A 26,028-nucleotide genomic window follows, 5' to 3' on the forward strand; every position below is an offset into this window, starting at 1 on the left:
ACGCCTTTGTTGTCATCATCGTCTTTACTAGAGAATTTATTTAAATCCTTATTACTCGCAGCAAGCTCTGTATTAATAGTAGTTGTTGTAGTAGGTTGATAACTGGCTTTGAGTCCTGCTATCGTAAGAATTTCTGGGGTAAACAATTGTATTACTGGATCATAACTTCCTTGCGGGACGCCATTAATAGGAGCCACATACTCATAAATATTAGAAATAGCCTGATCGTTTACTAATCGGTAATTTCCTTGATTAGCGCCTAGAAACGAAAATCTAACATTAAAAAGCTGTGCGGTTCTATCTTGTGAAAACACAAAAACTTCTTCGCCATTAACAATTTCTCTTTCGTATAATATTTGGTTCTCTGAAAACTCGCTAGGGACCGCGCTAGGAGCAATCGCTTGATCTAGATCATCTCCTGCATCTACTAGAATTGCTACCTGATCTTCATTTAAATTTTGTTGTAGCGGCTGGTTTTTGGCATCGGTCTCTGTATAAATGTAGGAGTCTATTTTTAATCTTTTAGATTCATAACCACCTGTTCCATAACCGATGAATCTGGTAAAATTACGCTCGCTGTACTGATATTCTATAGAGATACGCATCTCACTAGTTATAGGAAAAGTAGGCGTAAAACGTACCTCACCAGCGTTGTAATCGATAACATAGTCTTGGTTCTCACCACGTCTTAAAGGAACACCATTTACATATACGCGCTCACTTCCAGAAACTACCAGAATGAACAACTCACCATTCTGCCCGGTTAATTTGTACGGCCCTTGATTACCTTCTATACCAGTAAACCTACTTATATTAAAAGTTCCTCTTACTAAAGCACCTGCTGCACCAGCATATCCCGAAGAGTCACCACCATCAAATCGTACCGCTCCTGATATTCCTTGAACACGTTTTGTGAAATTATTGAACTGGTAATCATTTTGTACTAAATCTACATCTCCTGCTCGTATGTTCCAGTCATCGCTAAAAAGCTCAATGAATATTTGGTCAAATTCGTCCAGTCTTTGTGAATACCCATTTTGAGTTTGTGGGACGTTTGCATCTTGAATAGAAGCTCGTAATGACACACGATCACTTAGTTTACCGGTAATTCTCAGGTCCAATTCTGAGTCTACCACGCTATTTTGATTATTTCCTACGCGCGCGCCTCGAGTAATACTACCAGAAGTTTGTAAACCATCAAATGGAACAAATGTATTTACGGCAGTAGGCTTTTGCAAGGTAACCAGCTGTTCCTGACGGCTGTTATTATCTAAAATAATATTAGTATCATATTGCTTATATGTCTTAGTAAGAAAATCTGGAAGTGGCAGGTAAGTAACATCTATCGAGTCGGTAACAATGTTAGTCTGACTGTTTAGTATCAAGAGAGCCTTAGAATAATCTACACGATATTGCGTACTATCAATAGGCATCCCAATTTTATCCTGAATCTTAAAGTAAAACGGATTGATACTAACCGAATCCACCATTATAGAATCTCTAACTGCGACTCGTTTTTTTTTCAAGTTGCTGTATTCTTGCGCACCAGCTATAGAGCAGCATAACACTAGAATAAAAAGCAACTTGAACTTCATATTTATCTTAAACAGATGGTTTTCAAAAATATTTTAAATATTAACCTCTGATAGCTCAAAAGACATAAAATCTATAAAAAAAACCTATCCAGATAAACTAGATAGGTTTTGAAAGTATAAAAGCTCGATGGAAATCTAAGCCTTAATAGGCTTCATTTTGAAATCATCCATAAAAGCCGTTGTGTAATTTCCTTCTACATAAGCTGGGTCTTCCATAAGCTGTCTGTGAAAAGGTATGGTAGTTTTGATACCTTCTATGACAAACTCGTCCAAAGCACGCTTCATTTTATCAATCGCTTCCTGGCGTGTTCTTGCCGTAGTAATCAACTTTGCGATCATGGAATCATAATTAGGTGGGATAGAGTATCCTGCATAAACATGAGTATCAAGACGTACTCCATGACCACCTGGTGCATGAAGAGTCGTGATTTTTCCTGGAGAAGGACGGAAATCGTGATAAGGATCTTCTGCATTGATTCTGCATTCTATAGAATGTAAAGCAGGTTCATAATTCTTACCAGAGATTTTTACACCTGCAGCAACAAGAATTTGCTCTCTAATTAAATCAAAGTCAATCACCTGTTCTGTAATAGGGTGCTCTACTTGAATACGAGTATTCATCTCCATAAAGTAGAAATTGCGGTGCTTGTCTACTAGAAACTCTACCGTTCCTGCACCTTCATAAGCAATATATTCAGCAGCTTTAACAGCAGCTTCACCCATTTCTTTACGTAGTTTCTTAGTCATAAAAGGTGATGGTACTTCCTCGGTAAGTTTCTGGTGACGTCTTTGTACAGAACAGTCGCGTTCACTTAAATGACAGGCTTTACCATAACTATCTCCTACAATCTGAATCTCTATGTGGCGTGGCTCTTCAATAAGCTTCTCCATGTACATGTCGTCGTTTCCGAAGGCTGCTTTAGACTCATTACGTGCACTTTCCCATGCTCCTAGAAGATCTTCTTCTTTCCACACAGCTCTCATTCCTTTTCCACCACCACCAGCAGTAGCTTTAAGCATTACTGGGTAACCAGTAGACGCTGCTGTTTTCTTACAGTCTTCAAAACCCTCAAGAATACCTTCTGATCCTGGTACACAAGGAACACCAGCGGCTTTCATAGTAGCTTTGGCAGTTGCTTTATCACCCATTCTTGAGATCATCTCTGCACTTGCACCGATAAATTTAATTTGATGCTCTTCACATATACGAGAGAAGTCTGCGTTTTCAGATAAGAAGCCATAACCAGGATGGATTGCGTCTGCATTAGTAATTTCTGCAGCACTAATAATATTAGACATCTTTAAATAAGATAAATTACTAGGTGCTGGCCCTATACAAACCGCTTCATCAGCAAATTTTACGTGAAGGCTATCAGCATCGGCAGTAGAGTATACTGCGACCGTTTTGATACCCATTTCTTTGCAAGTTCTTATTACCCTTAAGGCAATTTCGCCACGATTTGCTATCAATATTTTTTTAAACATGATGTTTCTTTTAAGTTACGTCACAACGAGTTACAGTGAGTTGTATTCAGGTATATGTAATGTTCCGCTTTCGCGAAAGCGATATAAACACAATCAATGTTGCTACATTATGACACAAAAAAATCCCTCTAATACTTAAGAAGGATCTACTAAAAATAATGGCTGATCAAATTCAACTGGTGAAGAATCGTCTATAAGCACTTTTACAATGGTACCTGAAACTTCACTTTCTATTTCATTGAAAAGCTTCATTGCTTCTATAATACATAAAGTATCGCCTTCTTTCACGCTATCACCTACTTCTACAAATGCAGGCTTTTCTGGAGATGCTTTTCTATAAAACGTACCGATTATAGGTGACTTAACAGTAATGTATTTATCATCACTTGCAGCTGGCGTAGCTGGAGCTGCTGGGGCAGCAGTTTGTGGTGCAGCTGGAGCAGCAGGAGCTGCCTGTACCGGTGCCATTTGCTGTTGCATAGGTGCCGCTTGAGATACATAAGTTACATCTGCATCACTTCCAGTTTTAATGGTGATTTTTATATCGTCCATCTCTAATTTTACCTCGCTCGCTCCAGATTTTGCAACGAACTTGATTAAATTTTGTATTTCTTTAATTTCCATAAATTAAGGGTGGTTATTAAGTTTAACTATCGTATGCCCAAGATAATAAAATTGATCCCCATGTAAAACCACCTCCAAATGCGGCAAAAACAAGTTGATCTCCTTTTTTTAACTGAGTTTCATATTCTTTTAATAATAATGGTAAAGTGGCGCTAGTTGTATTTCCATACTTCTGGATGTTCATCATCACTTTTTCTTCTGGAAGGTTAACTCTTTTTGCAGTAGCATCAATAATGCGCTTATTTGCTTGATGTGGGACTAACCAGCTTATGTCTTGATTAGTAAGATTATTACGTTTGACGATTTGCTCTGAAACATCTGCCATATTAGAAACGGCATATTTAAAAACGTTCTTACCGTCTTGAAAAACGTAATGTTGCTTATTTTCTACTGTTTCATGAGAGGCTGGTAATAATGAACCGCCAGCTTCTATTTTAAGAAAGTTACGACCTATACCATCTGTACGTAAAATTTCATCTTCAAATCCGTAACCTTCATGGTTAGGTTCAAAAAGCACTGCTCCGCCACCATCTCCAAAAATGATGCACGTAGCACGATCTTCATAGTCTATTATGGATGACATTTTATCTGCTCCTATGAGAAGAACTTTCTTATAACGACCAGACTCTATGTAGCTACTAGCTGTGCTCATTCCATAAAGAAAACCTGAGCAAGCTGCCATTAAATCAAATGAAAAGGCATTAACAGCGCCTATTTGTGAAGCAACATAAGCTGCGGTAGATGCTACCGGCATATCTGGAGTTACTGTTGCTACTAATACTAAATCTATAGTTTTAGGATCGAGACCTGAACTGGAGATTAAATCTTCTGCAGCTTTTATAGCAAGAAAAGAAGCCCCTTTATCTTTATCTTTTAATATGCGTCGCTCCTTAATTCCTGTGCGAGAAGATATCCATTCGTCGTTTGTATCGACCATGGTTTCTAAAATAGCATTAGTAAGTCTATACTCTGGAGTATAGCCACCTACTGCTGTTATCGCCGCTTTGATATTACTCATATTGGTGATTCTATTGAATTATTTAGAGCCGTGAAAGCTACTAAAAAAGCTCTAGAAACAACAAAAAATGACACATTTTTAATAAAAACGTGTCATTTTTTGTGATTTCATATTGAAAACCAAAGTTTTCTAAGAAAAATACAACTTAGAATTAAGCTTCTGCTACTTCTGTTTTATCGATAAGTACATTACCTCTGTAATATAATTTACCTTCATGCCAGTGAGCTCTGTGGTAAAGGTGAGCTTCACCAGTTGTTGAATCTGTAGCAATTTGAGGAACTGAAGCTTTATAGTGAGTTCTTCTTTTGTCTCTTCTCGTTTTCGAGATTTTTCTCTTAGGATGCGCCATGGCTATAAGTTATTATCCGTTTTTAATTTCTTTAATGCGTCCCATCTGGGATCTATTTCTTCACTTTTATTCTCTTCTGGACTTGAAACACGCAGTTCTTCAAGTTTTTCTAAGACATCTGATTCTAATGAACCGTCTTCGACACCTGGATGAACTCTTTTTTGAGGAATAGAAAGAGCTATCATTTCATAAACATATTGAGCAATGTTAAATTCATACTCACCATGTGATAAAATTAATAATTCTTCATTATCATCATTAAAAGCTTCTCCAAATTTAATTACCAAATCCATTGAAGCCTCAACATCTAGATCAAAAGGTTCATTAGTAACATCACAATTGACATTTACAGATCCTCGAGCTTCTAATAAAAGATCCATGATAGTGTTTCTTTTATCTAATTGTGCCTCAACAGTTATAGATGAACTATTAAATTCTTCAAATCCAAAATTTTCAAAAAACGTATTATCAACCTCGTACTTAAACAGGTGTTTACCTTGCTTCAATCCTGCAAAGGATATTGTAAAAGCTTTGAGTTCCATAATAATACTCTTTCAAAGAGCGTGCAAAGATAATAAAAGTTATTAAAAACCAAGTGTTAATATCATCTTCGTTTACGAGAAAGTTTTTTCAAAGGGTTTTTATTGAGAATTTCATATTCACTACGCTGTTGATATATATGAATAGCTGAATGAATTGCTGCAATGAAAGAAGCTGGATTTGCTTCACCTTTACCAGCAATATCAAAGCCTGTCCCATGGTCGGGACTTGTTCTAACATGACTTAAACCTGCAGTATAATTTACACCTTTACCAAAGGCAATTGTTTTAAAAGGAATTAATCCTTGATCGTGATAACTTGCTAGTATCGCATCAAATTCTTTATATTTTTTATTTCCAAAAAAAGAATCTGCCGCGTAAGGGCCAAAAATAATATTGCCATCTTCTCTTAATTCTTCTAATGCGGGAATTAAGGTATCTTGATCATCGGTCCCTATCACTCCATTATCTCCTACATGAGGATTTATTCCTAGGACCGCAATTTTAGGTCTACTGATACCGAAATCCTTTTTAAGTGATTCCTTTATAGTACCTATTTTTGTTTTAATGACTTTTGCATTAATTCTTTCAGGAACGTTTTTCACAGGAACATGATCTGTAAGCAAGCCTACTCTTAGCTCATCTGATACCATGAACATTAAGCTTTCCCCTTCTAATTCTTGATTCAAATAATCAGTATGACCAGGGAAATTGAATTCATCAGAATGAATGGACTCCTTATTTATAGGCGCTGTAACTAACACATCAATTTCATTATTCTTCAAAGCCTGAGTCGCTGCTGCTAGACTTTTTACTGCAAGTTCACCTGCTTCTGAATTCACTTCACCCCAATTTACGTGAAACGGTTCTTTGATAAGTCGCAATACGTTAAATTTTCCATGAACAACTTGATCTAAAGATGTAATTCCATGTATTTTAGTCTTAATCCCAAACGTTTTAGCATGAAAAGAAAGAAGTTTTGTACTAGCAAAAACGACTGGCGTAACTAATTCTAGCATTCTAGGATCTTCAAATGCTTTTAGTATTATCTCTCCACCTATTCCGTTAGGGTCACCCAATGTTATTCCTACCTTGATATTCTCTTCCTTAATCATATCTTGCGCTCTTTAAGCCGTATTTTTGAAAGTATAAAAGTAAAGTTTTTTAATCAGTTATGTTTACAGGAATTATAGAGAGTGCCGCAGAAGTTACAGAATTAAGAAAAGAAAATACAAACCTCCATATCACACTGCGCTCGAGTTTAACTACAGAGCTTAAAATAGATCAAAGTGTAGCTCATAATGGAGTATGTTTAACAGTTGTTTCTATTCAAGACGATAAATACACGGTTACTGCAATTGAAGAAACATTAAATAAAACCAATATAGGACGTCTTAAAGTAGGTGATATTGTTAATATGGAACGCGCTATGATAATGGGCGCGAGATTAGATGGACACATCGTCCAAGGACATGTTGATCAAACAGCTACTTGTACAGAAGTGCTTAACAAAGATGGCTCATGGATTTTTAGTTTTGAGTATGATAGTGAACTCCATAATGTAACTATAGAAAAAGGTAGCATTTGTATCAATGGGGTAAGCTTAACTGTAGTAGACTCTAAAGTGAATAGCTTTTCCGTTGCAATAATTCCATACACTTTTAACCACACTGGATTCAAAACCCTATCTAAAGGTGATATCGTGAATCTAGAATTTGATGTAATAGGTAAATATGTAAAAAGATTAATGAATCTTTAAGCAGCTTTTTTGAGCTTTGGTAATAGGCGAGCGATTATTAAAATAATAGCTATAGCGATCAATATCCATGAATTGCTATCTATAGGAACAACATCACCTGGAGGCGTAGGACCCATTTTTGTTCCCATGTTAGGCGGCGGTGGCACTTGCTGTACAATCGCTAACAAGAAAAAGTGAAACTTAGCTAATATCATTTGATAAAATATTCGGTTGCGAATGTAGAAATTAAATTGAATTACGGCAAAAAAGATTTACTATCTATACATTAAATTTAAGTTATGCGTAGTTCATCGATCATTTATTTGATTCACAGTAAATAAAACATGTTTCCATTATTTTAGAAAAACTTAAGTTAGTAATTAAATAAATACAAAGTTACATCTCTTGCCCTGCTTCCATATGTACGTAATATTTGTAACTGTAGTTTTAAAACATAAAAAACGACTGATTATTTTATATTAACCAGCCGTTTTATAATTTACTAAATCAGTTTTCTACATTTTAGACGCAAGTATTAATGCGTTATATAGGTTAACCATCTTACCTGACACAGTAGTCTCACCAAATGGTTTCATGTCTTCAGCATTTCCTCCTAATGTTACTCTAGCACTAGTTGTTAAACCACTATCCATGATGACTTGCTTAACTTGAGCTGCAGTTAATTTAGGATACTGAGATCTAATTACCGCTGCCACACCAGCAGTAGCAGGCGCTGCCATACTAGTTCCACCAGCGTTGCGGTATTTATTGTTAGGCGCTGTAGAGTAAATTGCAACACCAGGAGCAAATACATCTACACTGCTTTTCCCGTAGTTAGAAAAATTAGCGAGTAGGTTTGCACCGTACTCAAAATTTAAAGCTCCAACCGTTAAAAAGTTATCAGAAATCTCTTCACCAGCTAGCTCTTGGTCTTGTGGATATACCTGAGTAAAGTCAGTATCTATACCTTCATTACCGGCTGCATTTACAAATAATACATCTTTACTTTCTGCATACTTGATAGCTTCCCAAACCCATTCTGGATTTGTAGAATGATATTTACCAAAACTACCATTAATTATAGTAGCACCATTATCTGCTGCATAACGTATAGCCTTTGCTATGTCTTTATCATACTCATCTGCCTGAGAAACAGCTCTTAAAACCATAATCTCAACATTGTTTGCTACACCGTTCACACCTAAACCATTATCACGTTCTGCAGCTATAATTCCTGCGACGTGCGTGCCATGAAATGCATCTGCCTTTTCAGGATCTGGACCAGAGTATTCATTATTTCCGTAAACTGGTGTATCCCAAGTGTAAGGATCATCATTTAAAATATCTTTACGGTAATTAGTTTTTAATTTATCACCATTTAATAAAGCTGTTAGACCGTCAATCTCACCTTGCAATAAATCAATAAGGTTTTTAAAGCTCTCGTATTGAGGGAAAACTCTTCCCGCTATACCTTTAGCTTGTACTAACTCTTGATCATTACCAGCATCAACGGCATTTACATCTTCTAATGTGTAGTCTTTTTTTCCAGTAGCAGTTTCTAACTTTGCATCAAATCCTTTTACTGCGGCAACTTGTTGCTCATAAAAAGCTTTTTGTTGAGCTGCCTCTTCTACTTTCTTATCGTACTCCTTTTGAGCTTTTGCAACCATGTCTGCTGGTAGCATAGCTTTATCTCTTACGATACGCTCATATTCTAAGTTCTCATCTACGATGTCTCCTAAGAAATTCCATCCATGAATATCATCTATGTATCCATTGTTATCGTCATCCTTACCGTTGTTAGGTATCTCATCTTCATTAGTCCAGATAACATCATCTAGGTCTTCATGCTCTACGTCTATTCCAGAATCTATAACGGCAACAATTACGGTTTTACCCTTTTTACCTTTTAATAATTCTGTATAAGCTTTATTGATACTCATTCCCGGAATCGTATCAGTAACTAGGTCGTAATCCTTCCAGTTTTTTGCTTGCTCTTCTGTAAGCTCTTGGGTTTTTAATGGAGTGCTATCTATATTCCCTATAGGAGGAGATACTATTGCTCCACCACTACCACAACTAACTAGAAAGCCTGTTGCAGCTACTGTAAACAAAGCAGATTTTAAAATTGAATATTTCATTTGTTGTTATTTAATTAATTATAATAAATCTTTAAAAGTAAATGTTTTATCGAGTCGCACGCCTTTTTCTGTGTGCTTTACAGTAATGATCTCATTATAAGGATCATGCTCGAGTATCAAGTAGTAGCCTTTAGTTGCAGCTTCATTTAAGAATTTTTCTTTTTCTCCTAATGTAAGAAGTGGACGTGTATCGTAGCCCATCACATAGGGTAATGGTATATGACCAGCTGTAGGAAGTAAATCTGCCATGTAAACAAAGGTTTTCCCGTTTAAATGTATATGAGGTATCATCATTTTCTCGGTGTGACCGTCCACAAATAAGATATCAAAGTCCATTTCCTTTTGCTTCTCGTAGGAACTGTTTTGAGAAATAAATTTCAACTGACCGCTTTCTTCAATAGGATTGATGTTTTCCTTAAGAAAACTAGCTTTCTCACGAGCGTTAGGCTCAGTAGCCCATTTCCAGTGACTAGAGTTGGTGTGGATTTCCGCTTTCGCGAAAGCGGGCTCAAAAAAATCTCCTTTACTACTTTTTTGAATCACTCCACCGCAATGGTCAAAGTGTAAATGCGTTAAAAAGACATCTGTAATGTCATCACGAGAAAAACCTTTTTCCTTTAATGAACTATCAAGATCATATTTGTGATCCAAATAATAATAACCAAAGAATTTCTCGGATTGTTTCTTACCCATTCCTGTATCAATAAGCGTCAATCGATCTCCATTCTCTATGAGTAGGCATCTTGCTGCCATATCTATCATGTTATTAGAGTTCGCAGGATTAGTACGTGTCCAAAGCGACTTAGGAACAACGCCAAACATGGCACCACCGTCTAATTTAAAGTTTCCAGCTTCTATAGAATGTATTTTCATAAAGTAATAATGGCTTATATGTAGCGCAAGTTATAAAAATGTTACCTCAATTTTCATGAAATTGAGTTAAACCGGTTTTTGCAATACTTGATGAAGTCGTTTACCAAAATCAATTAAACCTTTTACTTCTTTAATACCTAATGTACGGTCTTGCCTAAATATAAGTAAACTGTTACCGTCTGACTCTATATGATAGTACGGATTACTTTCTAAGAACCTTATCAACGGTGTTGAGAAAAAGTCTTGAATTTCTTCACTTTTTTTTCCTAAAAGAAAGAAACGTCTTGAGAAATCTGGATAGTTTTTAAAATAAATTTTTTTGAAACCTGCTAGACCATAAATACGTTCTAGAAACCCTTCTCGATCGAGAGTAAATTGAGGTATATCATTATCTAACTTAATATGCAGCATGGTTGTTTTAACATCAGCTTTAGTGATTAATTCACCTTCAGAATAATGGATATCAAAGATTTTAAACAGTTTATTGTGATTGAAGATGCGATTGTAAACTCGTTCTATTTTCTTGAATTGGAAATATTTAAATGACTGAAGAAAATCGCTATTTCTGGACTTTTCAGCTTCATAAATCATTTGCAACTCTATAGCGACCTCTTTTAAAGTTTTTTGCCTTTTTGTAAGATTTGAATTTATAAACGGGAGACCTGGTATCAACCTGCGTAAAGCAAATGGGTGTGCACTATCAGCCCCATGCATGTCTAGCCCTATAATTTCAAAATGCCCACCACGTTTATGAAAAATGGATTGATAACCGTTCAAATTTTCTAGAACAGTATGATCAACAAACTGACATAATGATAAATCTAAGATGACATCTTGATTTTCAGGAATCATGTCTAGCTGTATTTTAAGTTTATAGTAATTTAAAAACGTACAGAAATGCTTTATGCTTAAATAATAATTATCGCTAGACTCTTTATACATGAGAACATTAGGTTTCCCTATGTTTCTAAGGAAGAGTAAAGCGCTTTTATTTACAAATACATGTATGATAAATGTTATAAGTAAGCCAGCTGTTATACCTGTAATTAGATCTATAAAGAGTGTGGTCAATAGCGTCACAAAAAATATAAGTAACTGTTCTTTACCTACTGTAATGATCTTTTTAATGAGCTTAGGTGATGCTAGTTTATAGCCTGTGTAAACTAAAATTGCCATAAGTGCAGGTAATGGGATGCGAGTCAGTTGAGAGCTAAAAAGCCATACAAAAGACACTAGAAATAAAGCATGAGCAAAATTTGAAGAACGGTTTGTGCCACCGTTATTAACATTTACAGAGCTACGGGCGATAACAGTCACTACATTAAGTCCACCTAAAAAACCACTTCCTATAGTTGCTACACCTAGAGCTTTTAAATCTCTATTCACATTAGAACGTCTTTTTTGTGGGTCTAATTGATCTACTGCCTTAATACTCAATAAAGACTCAATGCTCGCTATAAGGGTGAGCGCAATTACACTAGACCAAAATGGCCAGCTATTCATTAAACCAAAATCTGGTGTTGGAATAGTAGAGATAATTTCTGCACCACTAGGGATTTCTGGAATCATGTAATCACTAGCAATAGGATGATCTTCCTTTAAAACTAACTCATAAAAATAACTAGTTGCGATAGAGATAACAACTATCCACATAGGAGCAGGAAAGAGCTGGAGATATTTGTTTCTAATTTTCCCGTAAAAAATCATAATTAACAAGGCCACCACTCCGGCAAGTGCCGCATGAGTAAGCTGAATATTTTCATAATGAAAAGCACCAATAACCGTCTGTGGAATTGCGATTAAATAATCTAGACTGCTATCCAGTTCTAATCTGTTTCCTAGCATGATGTGAAATTGCTTTCCTAAAATGATTAACCCTATAGCAGCAAGCATACCTTGAATGGCGCTAGATGGAAAAAAATCTGATAGCTTTCCCATTCTCAAAAAGCCTAATAGTATAAGCAATACTCCAGAGCATATGATTGCAGCATATGCAGCCTGAAATCCTAAAGTAGTAAAAGCTATGAGTAAAACACCTACTAACCCATTACCAGGACCAGTAATAGTAACATGACTACCACCTAAAACAGACACCACTATACCACTAACTACCGCAGTTATTATTCCGGCAATAGGCGGCGCTTCACTTGCCATCGCAAGACCTAAACCGAGTGGCAAAGCGATGAGGCTTACTACAAATCCAGAAAAAATATTTCTAGGTAATTGATTAATAAATTCTTTGATATTCAAGTTGGGTAGTATTATTTAATTATAAGAACATCTGTAGGTAACTCTTTGAGAATATACTCGATGTCGTTAGGAAATAGCCTATTCCAGAAATTTGTTTTCTCAGGAGCATTCATCACCAGTAAATCTGCACGCGATATCTGTGCATAATGTCCTATAGAATAACCTCGTTTACCAAAAATGGGTTGTTTATCAACTTTTACTTTTGATTTGTAATCCTCTGGAATTTCTTCTAGAATTTTATCTACACGAGCATTTTCTTTCCTGCGCAATTTTTCACGTTGTAAATTAGCTTTACGTAAAGTCGCGTCATCCTTAACTTTAATAGATAAAGTGCTTTTATTTATCTCTTCAACAATTGTAATCCTTTTTGAATTTAATTTATTTGCCATGTAAAAAGCATATAAAATAGTCATTGGTGTATTCTCACTTTTCAAACCGTTTACTACTATATGTTGACATACTACTCTTTCTACTGAAGGTTTAATAAGTAGTAATACTGAGCAAGGTGCTAGCCTTGCTATTTTTCTTGAAATAGAGCCTAAAGAATAATTGAAAAAATGCTCCTTTTGCAAAGCACCTAAAACAAGTAAATCAATTTGATACGTTTTAAGATACTGCATCATCACCTCAACAAGATTTCCTGTCTTAAAAACAATCGAGTACTTGAGATTTTTTTTACTAAATTCAGCAAGGTAGTTAGTTATCTTCTCCCTTTTTTCAACGCTTTCTTCTCCTACATGAATCATAGATAAAGTGGCATTAAAAGATTGTGCCAGTCTTGCAGCTTCATACAAGTTTGCCTGTAACTTTGGTGAGAATGCTATTCCTATTGCGATATTGTTAAAAGAATGTTCTATCAAAAGTTGAAATTAGGTTTTAAATATAGCGTTAATTCTTGCTTAAAAACGCTTTCGCGAAAGCGTAAATTCTTCATCATTTAAGAAAAGGTCGTAATTTTCAAAAAAATTACAAATTATGCTAGAATTAGCAGGAATCATTATTTTAGGAATACTTGCGCAATGGATGGCGTGGAGATTTAAAATTCCAGCCATTTTACCTTTAATAATTATAGGATTATTAGTAGGACCTTTATCTACACTTTATACAGAAGATGCATCAAAAATAATTGAGCCTATGTGGAATGGATCAGAAGGTCTTTTTCCAGGAGATAGCTTATTTTACTTTGTATCATTAGCAATTAGTATCATTCTTTTTGAAGGTGGACTTACCTTAAAACGGGAAGAAATTCTGAATACGGGACCAGTCATAGGTAAGCTCATTTCAGTTGCTGTATTAATAACTTTTATAGGTGGTGGCGTTGCGGCGCACTATATTTTTGGCCTAAGCTGGAAGATCTCCTTGTTGTTTTCGGCATTAATTATTGTTACAGGACCTACGGTGATAACGCCTATCTTAAGAAATATTCCTCTCAAGAAAGATGTGAGCTCCATTTTAAAATGGGAAGGAATCCTCATCGATCCTATAGGTGCATTATTTGCGGTATTAGTTTTTGAATTTATAAGCGCTGGAGCTGGTGGTGAATTTACCATTGTTGCTCTTGAAGAATTCGGTAAGATTGTTTTATTCGGTTTTACATTTGGGTTCTCATTTGCACATGCACTTGCTTTTTCTGTAAAAAAGAAACTGATTCCTCATTATTTACTAAATGTATTTACACTAGCTGCTGTTCTAGGAGTATTTGTATTAAGTGATAGTTTTGCTCATGAATCTGGCCTGCTTGCAGTCGTTGTAATGGGTATGGTACTAGGTAACATCAACCTACCTAATATCAAGGAGCTGTTATATTTTAAGGAATCGCTGAGTGTTTTACTTATCTCGATTTTATTTATTCTTCTTGCGGCAAATATTAATATGGAAGACCTCTACTTAATCTATAGATGGGAAACAGCAGTTTTATTTGCAGTTATAGCATTTTTAATAAGACCATTGGGAGTATTTGCCAGCTCTACAAATAGCGGCCTTAAGTTAAATGAGAAACTTTTTATCTCTTGGGTAGGACCACGTGGTATTGTTGCAGCAGGTATTGCATCTCTTTTTGGTTCTAAATTAGTTTCTCAAGGTGTAGACGGAGCAGAATATATTACACCTTTAGTTTTCATGATTGTTTTAGGAACGGTATTATTAAACGCGACTACAGCAAGACTATTTGCAAAAATTGTAGGAGTGTTCTTGAAAAAATCTAACGGAATAATGATTATAGGAGCGTCTAAATTTTCTAGACTTATCGCAACTTATCTCAAGGATAATGGTCGCAGTGTCGTGTTAATAGACTCTAACACAAATAATGTGCGTACAGCCAAAGAGCAAGGTCTTGAGGCCTTTGCAGCAGACATCTATGCCGATGCTTTTTCTGATAACATAGAGTTTAATAACGTAGGTTACCTACTTGCTTTAACTGGTAACTCACAAATTAATGAGTATGCAATAGATAGTTTTGGAGATCGCTTTGGAGAAAATGGTTCTTTTAGGCTGGTTCATTCTAGCGAGATTAACAACCCTAATAAAAATCCTACTAAAGGGTTATTCTCCGCTACTGATGACTATGTAAATATGATGGAAGTCGCACGCTATCATGGTAAAATTCATGAGATAGAGATTAAATCCCAAGATCATTTTGAAGGACTTATAGAAATCACAAAAACAGATGATGATATCATTCCTTTATTCATAAGAAATGGCGAAAAGATTGAAATCGTGCCTTCCATGTCTCTAAAAATGGAAATTGAAGAAAACAGTATTCTAGCTTACTTAGGTAAAGAAATTATAGAACAAGAAACAGGTGAAATAACTATGGAAGAAGAGGCTTTGTAAATATAGAAGTCGCCTATTAAACCTTTTCAATAGCTATTCAAATAAAAAGCCCCATCAATCGATGAGGCTTTTTACTTATAACGCTTTCGCGAAAGCGACATTAAAAAATAGTTAATCGTTCAATTTAAGAACTGCCATAAAAGCTTGTTGTGGAATCTCTACGTTTCCTACCTGACGCATACGTTTCTTTCCTTTCTTTTGCTTTTCAAGAAGTTTACGTTTACGAGAGATATCACCACCGTAACACTTTGCAGTAACATCTTTACGTAAAGCTTTGATCGTTTCACGAGCTATAATTTTTGCGCCTATAGCTGCTTGTACTGGAATATCAAACTGCTGCCTAGGAATCAATTCACGAAGCTTTTCAACCATTTTTTTACCAATGGTATAGGCATTATCAAAGTGAATTAACGCGCTCAAAGCGTCTACCGTTTGTGCATTTAATAAAACGTCTAGTCGCACTAATTTTGATACTCGCATTCCTATAGGAGCATAATCAAAGGAAGCATAACCTTTAGAAACTGTTTTTAATCTATCATAGAAATCAAATACAATCTCGGCCAGTGGCATATCAAAGGTAAGCTCCACTCTTTCAGTAGTTAAATACGTTTGATTAGTTACAATTCCACGTTTTTCTATACAAAGCGACATTACATTACCTACAAATTCAGACTTTGTAATTATAGTTGCCTTGATGTAAGGTTCTTCTACTCTGTTTAAAGTAGATGGTTCTGGTAAATCACTTGGATTATTTACAATGATGCGCTCATCTGGCTCCTTATTAGTATAAGCATAGTAAGAAACGTTAGGTACTGTGGTAATTACAGTCATGTCAAATTCACGCTCCAGTCGCTCTTGAATGATCTCTAAATGCAACATTCCTAAGAATCCACAACGGAAACCAAAACCAAGTGCTGCACTACTTTCTGCTGTAAATACTAATGAAGCATCGTTAAGCTGAAGCTTTTCCATACTAGATCTCAAGTCTTCATAATCTTCTGTATCTACAGGATAAATACCAGCAAATACCATAGGCTTTACGTCTTCAAATCCACCGATGGGATTTGTAGTAGGATTTGCATGATCTGTAATAGTATCTCCTACTTTTACCTCTTTGGCTTCTTTAATTCCAGTAATTAGGTAACCTACGTCACCTGCACTTATTTCTTTTTTAGGAACTTGGTTCAATTTCAGCGTTCCTATTTCGTCTGCATAATAGCTTTCTCCTGTGGCAACAAATTTAATATGCTGTCCTTTTTTAATGGAACCGTTTATGACTCTAAAAATAGTCTCCACACCACGGAACTGATTGTACTGTGAGTCAAAAACTAATGCTTGTAGAGGCTCGTTAGGATCTCCTTTAGGAGCAGGAACTCTTTCTATAATTGCATCAAGAATATCTTGTATTCCTAGACCAGTTTTTGCACTGGCAGGAATCACCTCGCTAGGATCACAACCTAATAGGTCAACTATATCATCAGTAACCTCTTCAGGATTTGCACTAGGCAAGTCTACTTTATTAAGAACTGGTATGATTTCTAGATCATTTTCTAAAGCCAGGTATAAATTAGAAATAGTTTGCGCCTGTATACTTTGTGCTGCATCTACAATAAGCAATGCACCTTCACATGCAGCAATAGAACGAGATACCTCATAAGAGAAATCTACGTGACCAGGAGTGTCTATTAAATTAAGGATATACTGCTCACCATCAGGAGCAATATAATCCATCTGGATAGCATGTGATTTAATCGTTATTCCACGTTCTCGCTCGAGATCCATGTTATCTAAAAGCTGCGCCTGTGACTCTCTTTTTGTAACTGTATGAGTTGCGTCTAACAGCCTGTCTGCCAGCGTACTCTTACCGTGATCAATGTGAGCAATGATACAAAAATTACGTATATTCTTCATATTCCTTTCCATAGGTGTGCAAATATAATCTAAAACATCCCTTTAAGTTTTCTTGATCTTTGGTATTTTAGCTTTTCATTAAATTCTTATAATGAAATATTTACAGTTTTTTATCTTTATTCTAGCTCTTAGTACGACGGCACAAAACGATCTTACAGGATCGATTACTAATAATGGTAATGAGCCGCTAGCTTACAGTAATGTCGTTTTATTTAAAATGCCTGATAGTGTATTCTATAAAGCGTCCTATTCTGATGAAAAAGGGAAGTTTAAGATAGCAAATTGTGCTGCTGGTGCATATACATTGCAAGTGTCATCAGTTGGTTATGTTCCGCTTTCGCGAAAACTGACACTCAATCAATCTACAGACATAGGAGCTATTATTTTAAATGCAAATCAAGAAGAACTAGATGCTGTTGTGGTAAATGCGGCACGACCTTCTATAGATAAACGACCTGATCGACTTATTTTTAATGTGGAAAACACCGTTTTAAGCACAGGAAACACACAAAACTTACTAAAAAATACACCAGGCGTTTTTGAAATGGAAGGAACGTATATGGTTCAGAATTCTCCAGCTGTTATATACATCAATAACAAAAGGGTTTACTTAACCAGCGAGGAACTAGATGCGTTGTTAAAAGGTTATAGCGCCGATAATATTAAAAGTGTGGAAGTAATTACAAATCCGCCGGCGAGTTATGATGCCGAAGGTGTTGCAGTGATCAATATCAATACTTCTAAAGGAATCTCTTTAGGTTATAAAGGAAATGTAAACGGACAATGGACGCAAGGAACTTTTTCAAAATACCAGATTGGGACCTCACATTTTTATAAAAACGACTGGTTAAATGTCTATGCAAATTATAATTACAATCCTGAAAAAAACTTTAAACTAGATGATTCGAGAATAGGTTTCTTTAATCCAGACGGTACTCGATCAGAGCGATGGTTTTCAGAATTAGAAAAAGTTGATCGTAGTGATGCACATAATTTCAATACCATCGTAGATATTACTGTAAATGATAAAAACTCCTTGAGCTTTTCTGGTAATCTAAGCAGCAACCAGAATAACGATGTGACTTACGATAATGAAACACTTATACTTCAAGATGGCAGCACTACTTTTACAGGTTTTGATGCCAATTCTTTGTTTGAAAAAAACCGAACTAATGGTTTTGTAAACGCACAGTGGCAACACAGTATTAATGAAACTGGTTCCTCCTTGAGTCTTGAAGGGAATTATATTTTTACTGATAGTGATCAATTGCAAAATTTAAATACTACTTTTTTTGATCAAAATAGAAACACCACTGGAACTAACAGCTTTCTAACTGATGCCTTTCAAGAAATTGATATCTACACCGCAAAACTAGATTATAATACAACGATAGGAAGCTACGATCTTAGTAGTGGACTGAAGTTTTCTAATGTGACATCCACCAGTTCTCAAGACTTTTTTGATACTGATGCTGGTACTACCTTAAATCCTGCACTTTCAGACTTATTCTTGTATGACGAGACGATTTTTGCCGCTTATGCACAGGTAGATCGCTATTGGGAAAAGTGGTCCCTTACTGCTGGACTGCGTGTAGAACAAACAGACGTAGAAGGAGATTCTAGATCTTTAGGGCAAGTAAATACGCAAGAATACTTAGAGTTCTTCCCTAATCTAGCATTGACTAATCAAGTTAACGAGAACAATTCTTACACGTTGAGCTACAAAAGAACTATCGACAGACCTCGCTATTCTGATTTAAATCCGTTCAGTACTTTTTTAAATGATTTTGCCTTCAATACCGGTAACCCTAATTTACAACCAGCGTTTAATAATAAGTTTACATTAAGCTGGAACCATCAAAATACGTGGTTTGTAGACGCCTATTTTCTCTATACTAAAGATTTATTGAGCGACGTACCATTTCAGAATAATTCTAATAACACACTCAATACTCAAAGTGTAAACTTAAATTATGAATTGCAATACAGTATTGACGCCGCTACTTTTCAATACATCAACAACAGCTGGTATACTGGTGCAAGCGCAAGTTTATTTTACATGGAGAATGAAACGAGAGCCTTACAATCTGGTAATGTAGATGTGGTCACTTCTACTACTGGTCTTTACCTCAACTCCTTTAACAGAATCAATCTTGCTGAAGATAGAACTTTATCTATGGATGTAGATGTCTCTTATATTTCTAGTATTCTATTTGGAACCTATGAATGGGGCGGCTCTTTTGCCTCTAACTTAAGTTTTAATAAAAGTCTCTGGGATAGAAGAGCTCAGTTAACACTTAAGTTAACTGACATTTTCAACACGCAAAACCAGCGTATGAGCACGCGTTATTTAAATCAAGATAATAGTTACCTAGCATTACCGGAAACCAGAACCATAAGTATTGGGTTTACCTACAATTTTGGTAATTTTAGGCTAGAAAATAATGAAGTCACTACACCTGAAGAACAAGAACGTATTTCTAAAAGGGAGCGTGGACTTTAAAAAGACTTATATCTTTGACCAAAACAAAAAAGGCTTCTCAACAATGAGAAGCCTTTTCAATTTGATTAGAATAGTTCTTTTAGAATTTGTAGTTCACACCTATCAAATAATAGGACTGCAATTCATTATCTACATTTTCAAACGTAAAAGGGTCTGCCATAGGTGCTAAGTTGTTATTAGCAAAATTAAGCGCTTCTTGCTTGTTACCTCTTAAACCAAATTCAAAACCAATACCGATATTTTTCCATAGCGTATAACCAAAGGAGTTGATCCACGTATAGTTAGAAAGGTCACTACTTTCATAGCTGTAAAACATGGAGAGATTTGATTTAAAACTGATTTTACCTATGCTGCGTGTATAGTCTGCAACTACTTTTGCACCTAGAGAAGAGTTAAAGACTGTATCATCATCAGCAAATACAAAATTGTAGTTCAAAGGATGTACAACAACAACTAAGTTGTCTGTAGGCGTCCAAGTACCACCGACTCCAAGGTCTAAATAACCAGGATCATTAAAATTATTCAATAGAGTCGTGCGATATTCTCCTAGAGCTGACACGGCTAACTTCTCATTCAAACGGTAACCATAAAGAGATGAAATATTGAAAACATCAGTAGCTTCCTGAAAACTATCATCATCAGTTGGGTCGTTTTTATCGTCAAATTTTACCCAACCTAAATTAATGTTTAATGAATTTCTCCAGAAGTACTTAGGTTGTTTCAAGTTTGCATAGGCATTTGCGATAAGAGCAATGTTTCCCGAAGAAACGTCTGCACTTCCTTGAGAATACCAGTTACTAAACTCAGATAAATTAACACCTACTGTACCGAAGGCACCTTTCTTCCATCCAGGAAGCGCATCAATTTTAGCCTGAATAGCATTTGCACGTGCTTGTATTTGTGCAATAGAATCTGTTTTAGTCTTTTTTAAAGCTTTTAATTCAGCCTCAGTTTGTGCCATTGCAATACTAGCAGTGAATAGTATCACAAGAGATAGTAATATTTTTTTCATAATAGAATTAATTAATGCAACAAAGGTAATTAACCCTATTATAATCTAAGAAAGAATTAAAAAGTTAGCAATAATAACGATCAACAACCTTTTATTAAGATCAATCGCGCTGTCTTTTATACATGTCTTTTAAAATGTAGATATCTTCGATGAGTTTTTCAACATCTTCTGCATCAGTACCATCATAGGAACGACTACGCAATCTTCCTTCTTTATCTACAAGCAGAAAGTTTTCTGTATGCACAAGTGCGTACTCGCCACCATATTTGTTTTCCTTAGCGGCAAGATATGATTTACGGGCAAGATCATAAATTTGCTTGCGATCGCCAGTGACCAAATTCCATTTGTGATCCAGCACACCTTTTTTCACTGCATACTTTTTTAAAACCTCTACAGAGTCTATTTCTGGTGTCACACTGTGAGAAAGAATCATAACTTCTGGATCATCTTTAAACTCTTCTTGAACCAGCATCATATTCTTTGTCATAACAGGACAAATAGTAGGACAAGTAGTAAAAAAGAAATCTGCTACATAAATTTTACCAGTGTAATCATCTTGCGTTATGGTATCACCATTTTGATTGACCAGCTCAAATGGAGCGATTTTATGGTATTTTTTGACAAAAAGCATAGAGTCATCTACCAGCGATGGATCAAATTCATCTGGTTGTCTTATAGGCAAGGTTTTTTCTGGTGTAAGTGCATATTGAAATGATGCCAAAATACCACCACACAAAATAACCATGAACAGAATACGCCATTTGTTTTTATCTAAGAATTGCAGCATTTGTGATACTTTTTTACAAAATTACGACCTAATTATCAGCTCGCATTATATTGGTGAAGCTTTCGTAACTTTCCTTACTAAAAATCGGTCGTAAATGAAGTATTTCAAATGGTTGTTATTTGTGGGTTTTGTTCTCGCTTTCGCGAAAGCGGAATCTCAACAATCACCATCTTCACAACCAGGAGTGGACGCCTGTTTATTAAAAGCGGCGCTTATACAACCAGAAATGAGAACGGTGAATCAATCTACAGCAAACTATGATTTGAAATATGTGCGTCTAGAATTAGACATTGATCCAGACGTAGCGCAAATCTCAGGAACTGTAACCTCTCATTTTGAAGCAGTAGGCGATATCGATGAGGTGATTTTTGATCTAGCATCTAATATGGCAGTTAGCCAGGTCACACAAAGAGGTGTTGCTCTTAATTTCAGAAATAACGGAAATGACGAGCTGGTTATTGATCTACCTGCCATTCAAAGTAATGGAATTTTAGACAGCTTAAGTGTCACCTATAGTGGTAACCCAATATCTAGTGGTTTTGGGAGTTTTGCACAAACTACACATAACAATGCAGGAATTATATGGACACTTTCTGAGCCTTATGGAGCAAAAGCCTGGTGGCCATGCAAGCAAGACCTCAACGATAAAATTGATGTGACTGAGGTCATTTTAAACACACCAGCGGGAAACACTGGTGTTTCTAACGGTCTTTTAATATCTGAAACCTCAACAACTACAGGAAAACGTTACCGATGGATGCATAAATACCCCATTCCAGCATACCTCATCGCTATCGCGGTTACTAACTATATAAAATATACAGATACAGTAGGTAGTGGCGCAACGGCTTTTCCTATAGATAATTATGTTTATCCAGAAGATCTTGTTACCGCGCAGGCAAGTACTGCCGTTACCGTTCCTATCATGAATTTCTTTGAAAGTAGCTTTGGACCGTATCCGTTTAGAAATGAAAAGTATGGTCATGCGCAATTCGGTTGGGGCGGCGGCATGGAGCATACGACTATTAGCTTCATGGGAAGTTTTAATCGTGGATTGATCGCTCACGAGTTAGGACACCAGTGGTTTGGCAACAAAGTGACATGCGGTAGCTGGCAAGATATATGGCTCAATGAGAGTTTTGCAACCTACCTGACAGGAATGACAGTAGAGCATTTAGACGGTGCTGCTGCTTTTAAAAACTGGCGCGTAAATGCAAATAATCGAGCAACAACTCCTACCAGCGGTAGTGTTTATGTAACCGCTCAAGACACATTGAATGTGGGACGCGTTTTTAATGATAATCTTTCTTACAACAAGGGAGCGATGGTATTGCATATGTTGCGCAAGAAAATAGGTGAGACGAACTTTAATCAGACACTTAGAGATTATCTTGATGATCCACAACTGGCATTTGATTACGCTGTAACTACCGACTTTAAGGCCATTGCCGAAAGTACGAGCGGCGAGAATTTGACCGAGTTTTTTAACGATTGGATCTATGGAGAAGGCTATCCAGAACACCATATTGAATGGAGGCAAGAACCTAACGGTGTGAATATTGTTTACCAGCAGTTCACCAGCCATCCTTCGGTCAATTTGTTTGAAGTGCAACTTCCCATAAAAATTACTGGTATCAACGGTCAAGAGCAACACTTTATGTTGCCTATTGATAATAATAACGAGAACTTTAATGTGAGTATTCCTTTTATTGCTGCAACTATTGAGATCGATCCAGATGTAGAAACGATAAGTAAAAATAACAACACTACCTTAGGTACTAGTGCCGCTTTCGCGAAAGCGGAATTTCAAATAGCTCCTAATCCTGCACAAGATTCTTTTCAAATAACTTCCTCAAATATAGAGGTGAATCAAGTTAAAATATTCGATTTAAATGGACGATTAATAGAGGAACACTTTCCTGAGCTTTCAAATTATTCTGACATGATATTTTCAACTCCAAAAATGAGTGGTATGTACCTAATTCAACTTACTACTAGCAAGGGGATTTTTACAGAGAAGCTGGTCGTGTTGTAAAACTCTTAACCTATTATGCAAACTGTCGTGAATGACCTATTTTTGCGACTCTTAAAATAAACACATATGCACCCTACGGTTGTTCTAATTATAAATTTCTTAATGAGTCTTTCCTTGCTTATTGTTCTTCATGAGCTGGGGCATTTTATACCTGCTAGACTTTTTAAAACACGAGTGGAAAAATTTTATCTATTCTTTGATATAAAATATTCTCTTTTCAAAAAGAAAATAGGAGAAACCGTTTACGGTATAGGATGGTTACCGCTAGGTGGTTATGTGAAGATCTCTGGAATGATCGATGAGAGCATGGATAAAGAACAAATGGCTCAAGAACCTAAAGAATGGGAATTTAGATCTAAACCAGCATGGCAGCGCTTGATTATTATGTTAGGTGGTGTGATTGTAAATGTAGTTCTAGGTTTTGTGATTTACATAGGTCTTATTGCCTATAACGGTACCAATGAAGCAAACGGTGCCGACTTTAAATACGGTTTTGGATTTCCAGAAACATTAGAAGATGTAGGTTTTAGAAAAGGAGATCAAATATTGCTAATAGATCAAGACACTATAGATTTTGCTCCATCATTAAATCAAAAACTTATATTTAGAGACATTGAAACTGTAACTGTTTTAAGAAATGGTGAGCAAGTAGAAGTTACAATTCCTGAAGATATAGGCAGCAAGATGTTTGAGGCTGGAGTTTCCACTTCATTAGAAGCTCGAGTACCATTTACTGTAGATTCTGTAGCTGTAGATTCTAAAGCATATAAAATAGGTGTTAAAGATGGTTCTAAAATTATCTCTGTAGCTGGATACCCTATTGAATATAATACAGACTATAGTTATGCGATGAATCATAAAGTGAAGCATGAAGAACCGTTTGAAGTGGTATGGGAATACAATGGCGAGCGTTACAATAAAGAAGTTACTTTTTCTACCATTGAAAAGAAGTCATTCTTTTTCTTTACCAAAGAAGTGGACGAGCCTAAGGTTTTAGGAATTATCAAAAAGCCTACTGAGAAGGAGTATGCGCAGGTTACTCGCAAACAATACTCTTTTTCTGAAAGTATTTCTGCAGGTATTTCAAGAGGCTACTGGACCATGCACGACTACATCGTTCAGTTTAAGTATGTTTTTACGGCAAAAGGTGCGAGCCAGCTGGGTGGTTTCGGTACGATTGCAAAGTTATATCCAGATACTTTTGACTGGACAGCTTTCTGGGCAACTACGGCTTTTATCTCTTTTATTCTAGCGATTATGAATATCCTGCCTATTCCAGCTTTGGATGGTGGACACGTTATGTTTTTGCTATATGAAATCATTACTGGTCGTAAACCAGGAGATAAATTCTTAGAACGTGCACAGATTATAGGAATAGTAATATTGTTATCACTGATGCTCTATGCAAATGGAAACGACTTATTTAAAGCCCTATTCGGATAATTTATGATTTTTAAGTAATATTTTTCTCTTAAAAGTTTGCCATAAATAAAAAACGTATTAAATTTGCCATCGCTTAAGCAAATAGCTTGAGTTTGTGTATATCACAGTCCTCTTTAGCTCAGTTGGTTAGAGCATCTGACTGTTAATCAGAGGGTCCTTGGTTCGAGCCCAAGAAGAGGAGCATAATCCCAATCAGCAATGGTTGGGATTTTTTATGCTCGATAATGTTTCAAATTGAACCGTTACTTCAAATAATCTAGAAACACCTCTCGATCCATCTCTGCGCCACCTAAGCTTGCTAGATGATCGTTATAAACTTGTGCATCTATTAGATGGTAATCGAGTTGCTGTAACTTCTCTACCAGATGCATAAAAGCTATTTTACTGGCATCAGTGGCTAGCGAAAACATGCTTTCTCCACAAAATATTTTTTTATCAGGAATATCAATACCGTATAATCCTCCGACCAATTCATTGTCTTTAAAAATCTCTACACTTTTTGCATGATCTAATTCATGAAGCTTTGAATAGGCATCAAGCATATCCTTATTAATCCAGGTACCATCTTGATCGTTGCGTTTTACCATGCCACAATGTTTCATCACATCAGTAAAACAAGTATTTTCTCTTATCTCATAACCTCGGTTGCGTTTGCTTTGCCTCATGGATTTAGTTATACGCATAGGTCGGTCAGATTTCAAATCAAACACCATACGAGGATCTGGACTCCACCAGCAAATAGGCTCTCCATCATTGTACCAAGGAAAATAGCCTGAATTATAAGCCAGTAACAACCGTTCAACACTTAAATCACCACCTATGGCAGCAAGTCCATGATCTGGAGTAACGTTAGGGTCAGGAAAAAACAAAGACTCGTCTAGTAAATACAAGAG

At 36.1% G+C, this 26,028-nt stretch carries 20 protein-coding genes, 1 tRNA gene and 1 pseudogene; 6 read left to right on the forward strand and 16 right to left on the reverse strand.

Translation table 11 applies throughout. The features are described from left to right. From A9Q93_RS06815 to pdxA, 7 genes and pseudogenes are all read right to left on the reverse strand, one after another. Positions 1 to 1,595: pseudogene (locus A9Q93_RS06815) on the reverse strand (hypothetical protein); the annotation flags it as partial. 135 nt (positions 1,596 to 1,730) lie between these two features. Next, positions 1,731 to 3,080: an acetyl-CoA carboxylase biotin carboxylase subunit gene (gene accC, locus A9Q93_RS06820; protein ID WP_303686634.1), complete on the reverse strand. Its 1,350-nt coding sequence runs from the start codon at positions 3,078 to 3,080 to the stop codon at positions 1,731 to 1,733. Positions 3,081 to 3,215: 135 nt separating this feature from the next. Further along, a complete protein-coding gene (accB, locus tag A9Q93_RS06825) occupies positions 3,216 to 3,704 on the reverse strand; it encodes an acetyl-CoA carboxylase biotin carboxyl carrier protein (protein WP_303686635.1) in 489 nt (162 codons plus the stop codon). Between the two features lie 22 nt (positions 3,705 to 3,726). Next, entirely contained in the window at positions 3,727 to 4,722 is a 996-nt protein-coding gene (locus A9Q93_RS06830; RefSeq protein ID WP_303686636.1) for a beta-ketoacyl-ACP synthase III, read from the reverse strand. Positions 4,723 to 4,873: 151 nt separating this feature from the next. Next, complete coding sequence (gene rpmF, locus A9Q93_RS06835; RefSeq protein WP_015361852.1) at positions 4,874 to 5,071, reverse strand: 50S ribosomal protein L32; 198 nt, start codon at positions 5,069 to 5,071, stop codon at positions 4,874 to 4,876. A gap of 2 nt (positions 5,072 to 5,073) precedes the next feature. Continuing rightward, positions 5,074 to 5,613, reverse strand: a complete 540-nt coding sequence (locus tag A9Q93_RS06840; RefSeq protein WP_303686637.1) for a DUF177 domain-containing protein — start codon at positions 5,611 to 5,613, stop codon at positions 5,074 to 5,076. Positions 5,614 to 5,675: 62 nt separating this feature from the next. Next, positions 5,676 to 6,725: a 4-hydroxythreonine-4-phosphate dehydrogenase PdxA gene (gene pdxA / locus A9Q93_RS06845; protein ID WP_303686638.1), complete on the reverse strand. Its 1,050-nt coding sequence runs from the start codon at positions 6,723 to 6,725 to the stop codon at positions 5,676 to 5,678. A gap of 59 nt (positions 6,726 to 6,784) precedes the next feature. On the opposite strand from pdxA, the gene A9Q93_RS06850 reads away from it, so the two are divergent. After that, a complete protein-coding gene (locus A9Q93_RS06850) occupies positions 6,785 to 7,369 on the forward strand; it encodes a riboflavin synthase (RefSeq protein ID WP_303686639.1) in 585 nt (194 codons plus the stop codon). On the opposite strand, the gene A9Q93_RS06855 is transcribed toward A9Q93_RS06850, so the two are convergent. The 5 genes from A9Q93_RS06855 to A9Q93_RS06875 all read right to left on the reverse strand — a co-directional run bounded on the left by A9Q93_RS06855 (position 7,366) and on the right by A9Q93_RS06875 (position 13,472). Next, the gene (locus A9Q93_RS06855) at positions 7,366 to 7,563 is read right to left on the reverse strand and encodes a hypothetical protein (RefSeq protein WP_303686641.1); all 198 of its coding nucleotides are present in this window, start codon (positions 7,561 to 7,563) and stop codon (positions 7,366 to 7,368) included. The two genes, A9Q93_RS06850 and A9Q93_RS06855, sit on opposite strands and share 4 nt — an antisense overlap. 300 nt (positions 7,564 to 7,863) lie before the next feature. Next, positions 7,864 to 9,489: a S8 family serine peptidase gene (locus A9Q93_RS06860; protein WP_303686642.1), complete on the reverse strand. Its 1,626-nt coding sequence runs from the start codon at positions 9,487 to 9,489 to the stop codon at positions 7,864 to 7,866. A gap of 18 nt (positions 9,490 to 9,507) precedes the next feature. Next, entirely contained in the window at positions 9,508 to 10,362 is an 855-nt protein-coding gene (locus tag A9Q93_RS06865; protein WP_303686643.1) for an MBL fold metallo-hydrolase, read from the reverse strand. A 66-nt stretch (positions 10,363 to 10,428) separates the two neighbouring features. Continuing rightward, a complete protein-coding gene (locus A9Q93_RS06870; protein WP_303686644.1) occupies positions 10,429 to 12,612 on the reverse strand; it encodes a SulP family inorganic anion transporter in 2,184 nt (727 codons plus the stop codon). A gap of 11 nt (positions 12,613 to 12,623) precedes the next feature. After that, on the reverse strand, positions 12,624 to 13,472 hold the full coding sequence (locus tag A9Q93_RS06875) for a universal stress protein (protein ID WP_303686645.1): 849 nt from the start codon (positions 13,470 to 13,472) through the stop codon (positions 12,624 to 12,626). A 115-nt stretch (positions 13,473 to 13,587) separates the two neighbouring features. Here A9Q93_RS06875 and A9Q93_RS06880 point away from each other — a divergent pair, with 115 nt between their 5' ends. Continuing rightward, positions 13,588 to 15,444, forward strand: a complete 1,857-nt coding sequence (locus tag A9Q93_RS06880; protein ID WP_303686646.1) for a sodium:proton antiporter — start codon at positions 13,588 to 13,590, stop codon at positions 15,442 to 15,444. A gap of 111 nt (positions 15,445 to 15,555) precedes the next feature. On the opposite strand, the gene lepA is transcribed toward A9Q93_RS06880, so the two are convergent. After that, positions 15,556 to 17,355, reverse strand: a complete 1,800-nt coding sequence (lepA, locus tag A9Q93_RS06885) for a translation elongation factor 4 (protein ID WP_303686647.1) — start codon at positions 17,353 to 17,355, stop codon at positions 15,556 to 15,558. Positions 17,356 to 17,446: 91 nt separating this feature from the next. Here lepA and A9Q93_RS06890 point away from each other — a divergent pair, with 91 nt between their 5' ends. After that, positions 17,447 to 19,858 (forward strand): outer membrane beta-barrel family protein, encoded by a 2,412-nt coding sequence (locus A9Q93_RS06890; RefSeq protein ID WP_303686648.1) that lies wholly within the window; start codon positions 17,447 to 17,449, stop codon positions 19,856 to 19,858. Positions 19,859 to 19,937: 79 nt separating this feature from the next. On the opposite strand, the gene A9Q93_RS06895 is transcribed toward A9Q93_RS06890, so the two are convergent. Next, a complete protein-coding gene (locus tag A9Q93_RS06895) occupies positions 19,938 to 20,870 on the reverse strand; it encodes a DUF3078 domain-containing protein (protein WP_303686650.1) in 933 nt (310 codons plus the stop codon). Between the two features lie 100 nt (positions 20,871 to 20,970). After that, positions 20,971 to 21,657 (reverse strand): SCO family protein, encoded by a 687-nt coding sequence (locus tag A9Q93_RS06900; protein ID WP_303686651.1) that lies wholly within the window; start codon positions 21,655 to 21,657, stop codon positions 20,971 to 20,973. A gap of 94 nt (positions 21,658 to 21,751) precedes the next feature. Here A9Q93_RS06900 and A9Q93_RS06905 point away from each other — a divergent pair, with 94 nt between their 5' ends. The 3 genes from A9Q93_RS06905 (at position 21,752) to A9Q93_RS06915 (ending at position 25,316) form a co-directional block, all read left to right on the forward strand. Then, positions 21,752 to 23,692, forward strand: a complete 1,941-nt coding sequence (locus tag A9Q93_RS06905) for a M1 family aminopeptidase (protein ID WP_303686652.1) — start codon at positions 21,752 to 21,754, stop codon at positions 23,690 to 23,692. A gap of 66 nt (positions 23,693 to 23,758) precedes the next feature. Next, entirely contained in the window at positions 23,759 to 25,135 is a 1,377-nt protein-coding gene (gene rseP / locus A9Q93_RS06910; protein ID WP_303686653.1) for an RIP metalloprotease RseP, read from the forward strand. Between the two features lie 107 nt (positions 25,136 to 25,242). Continuing rightward, a tRNA-Asn gene (locus tag A9Q93_RS06915) sits at positions 25,243 to 25,316 on the forward strand. A 61-nt stretch (positions 25,317 to 25,377) separates the two neighbouring features. Here the strand turns inward: A9Q93_RS06915 and aat are convergent. Further along, complete coding sequence (gene aat, locus A9Q93_RS06920; protein ID WP_303686654.1) at positions 25,378 to 26,025, reverse strand: leucyl/phenylalanyl-tRNA--protein transferase; 648 nt, start codon at positions 26,023 to 26,025, stop codon at positions 25,378 to 25,380. Positions 26,026 to 26,028 lie beyond the last annotated feature (3 nt).

It is taken from the genome of Nonlabens dokdonensis (assembly GCF_002162835.1).
Taxonomy (GTDB): domain Bacteria; phylum Bacteroidota; class Bacteroidia; order Flavobacteriales; family Flavobacteriaceae; genus Nonlabens; species Nonlabens dokdonensis_B.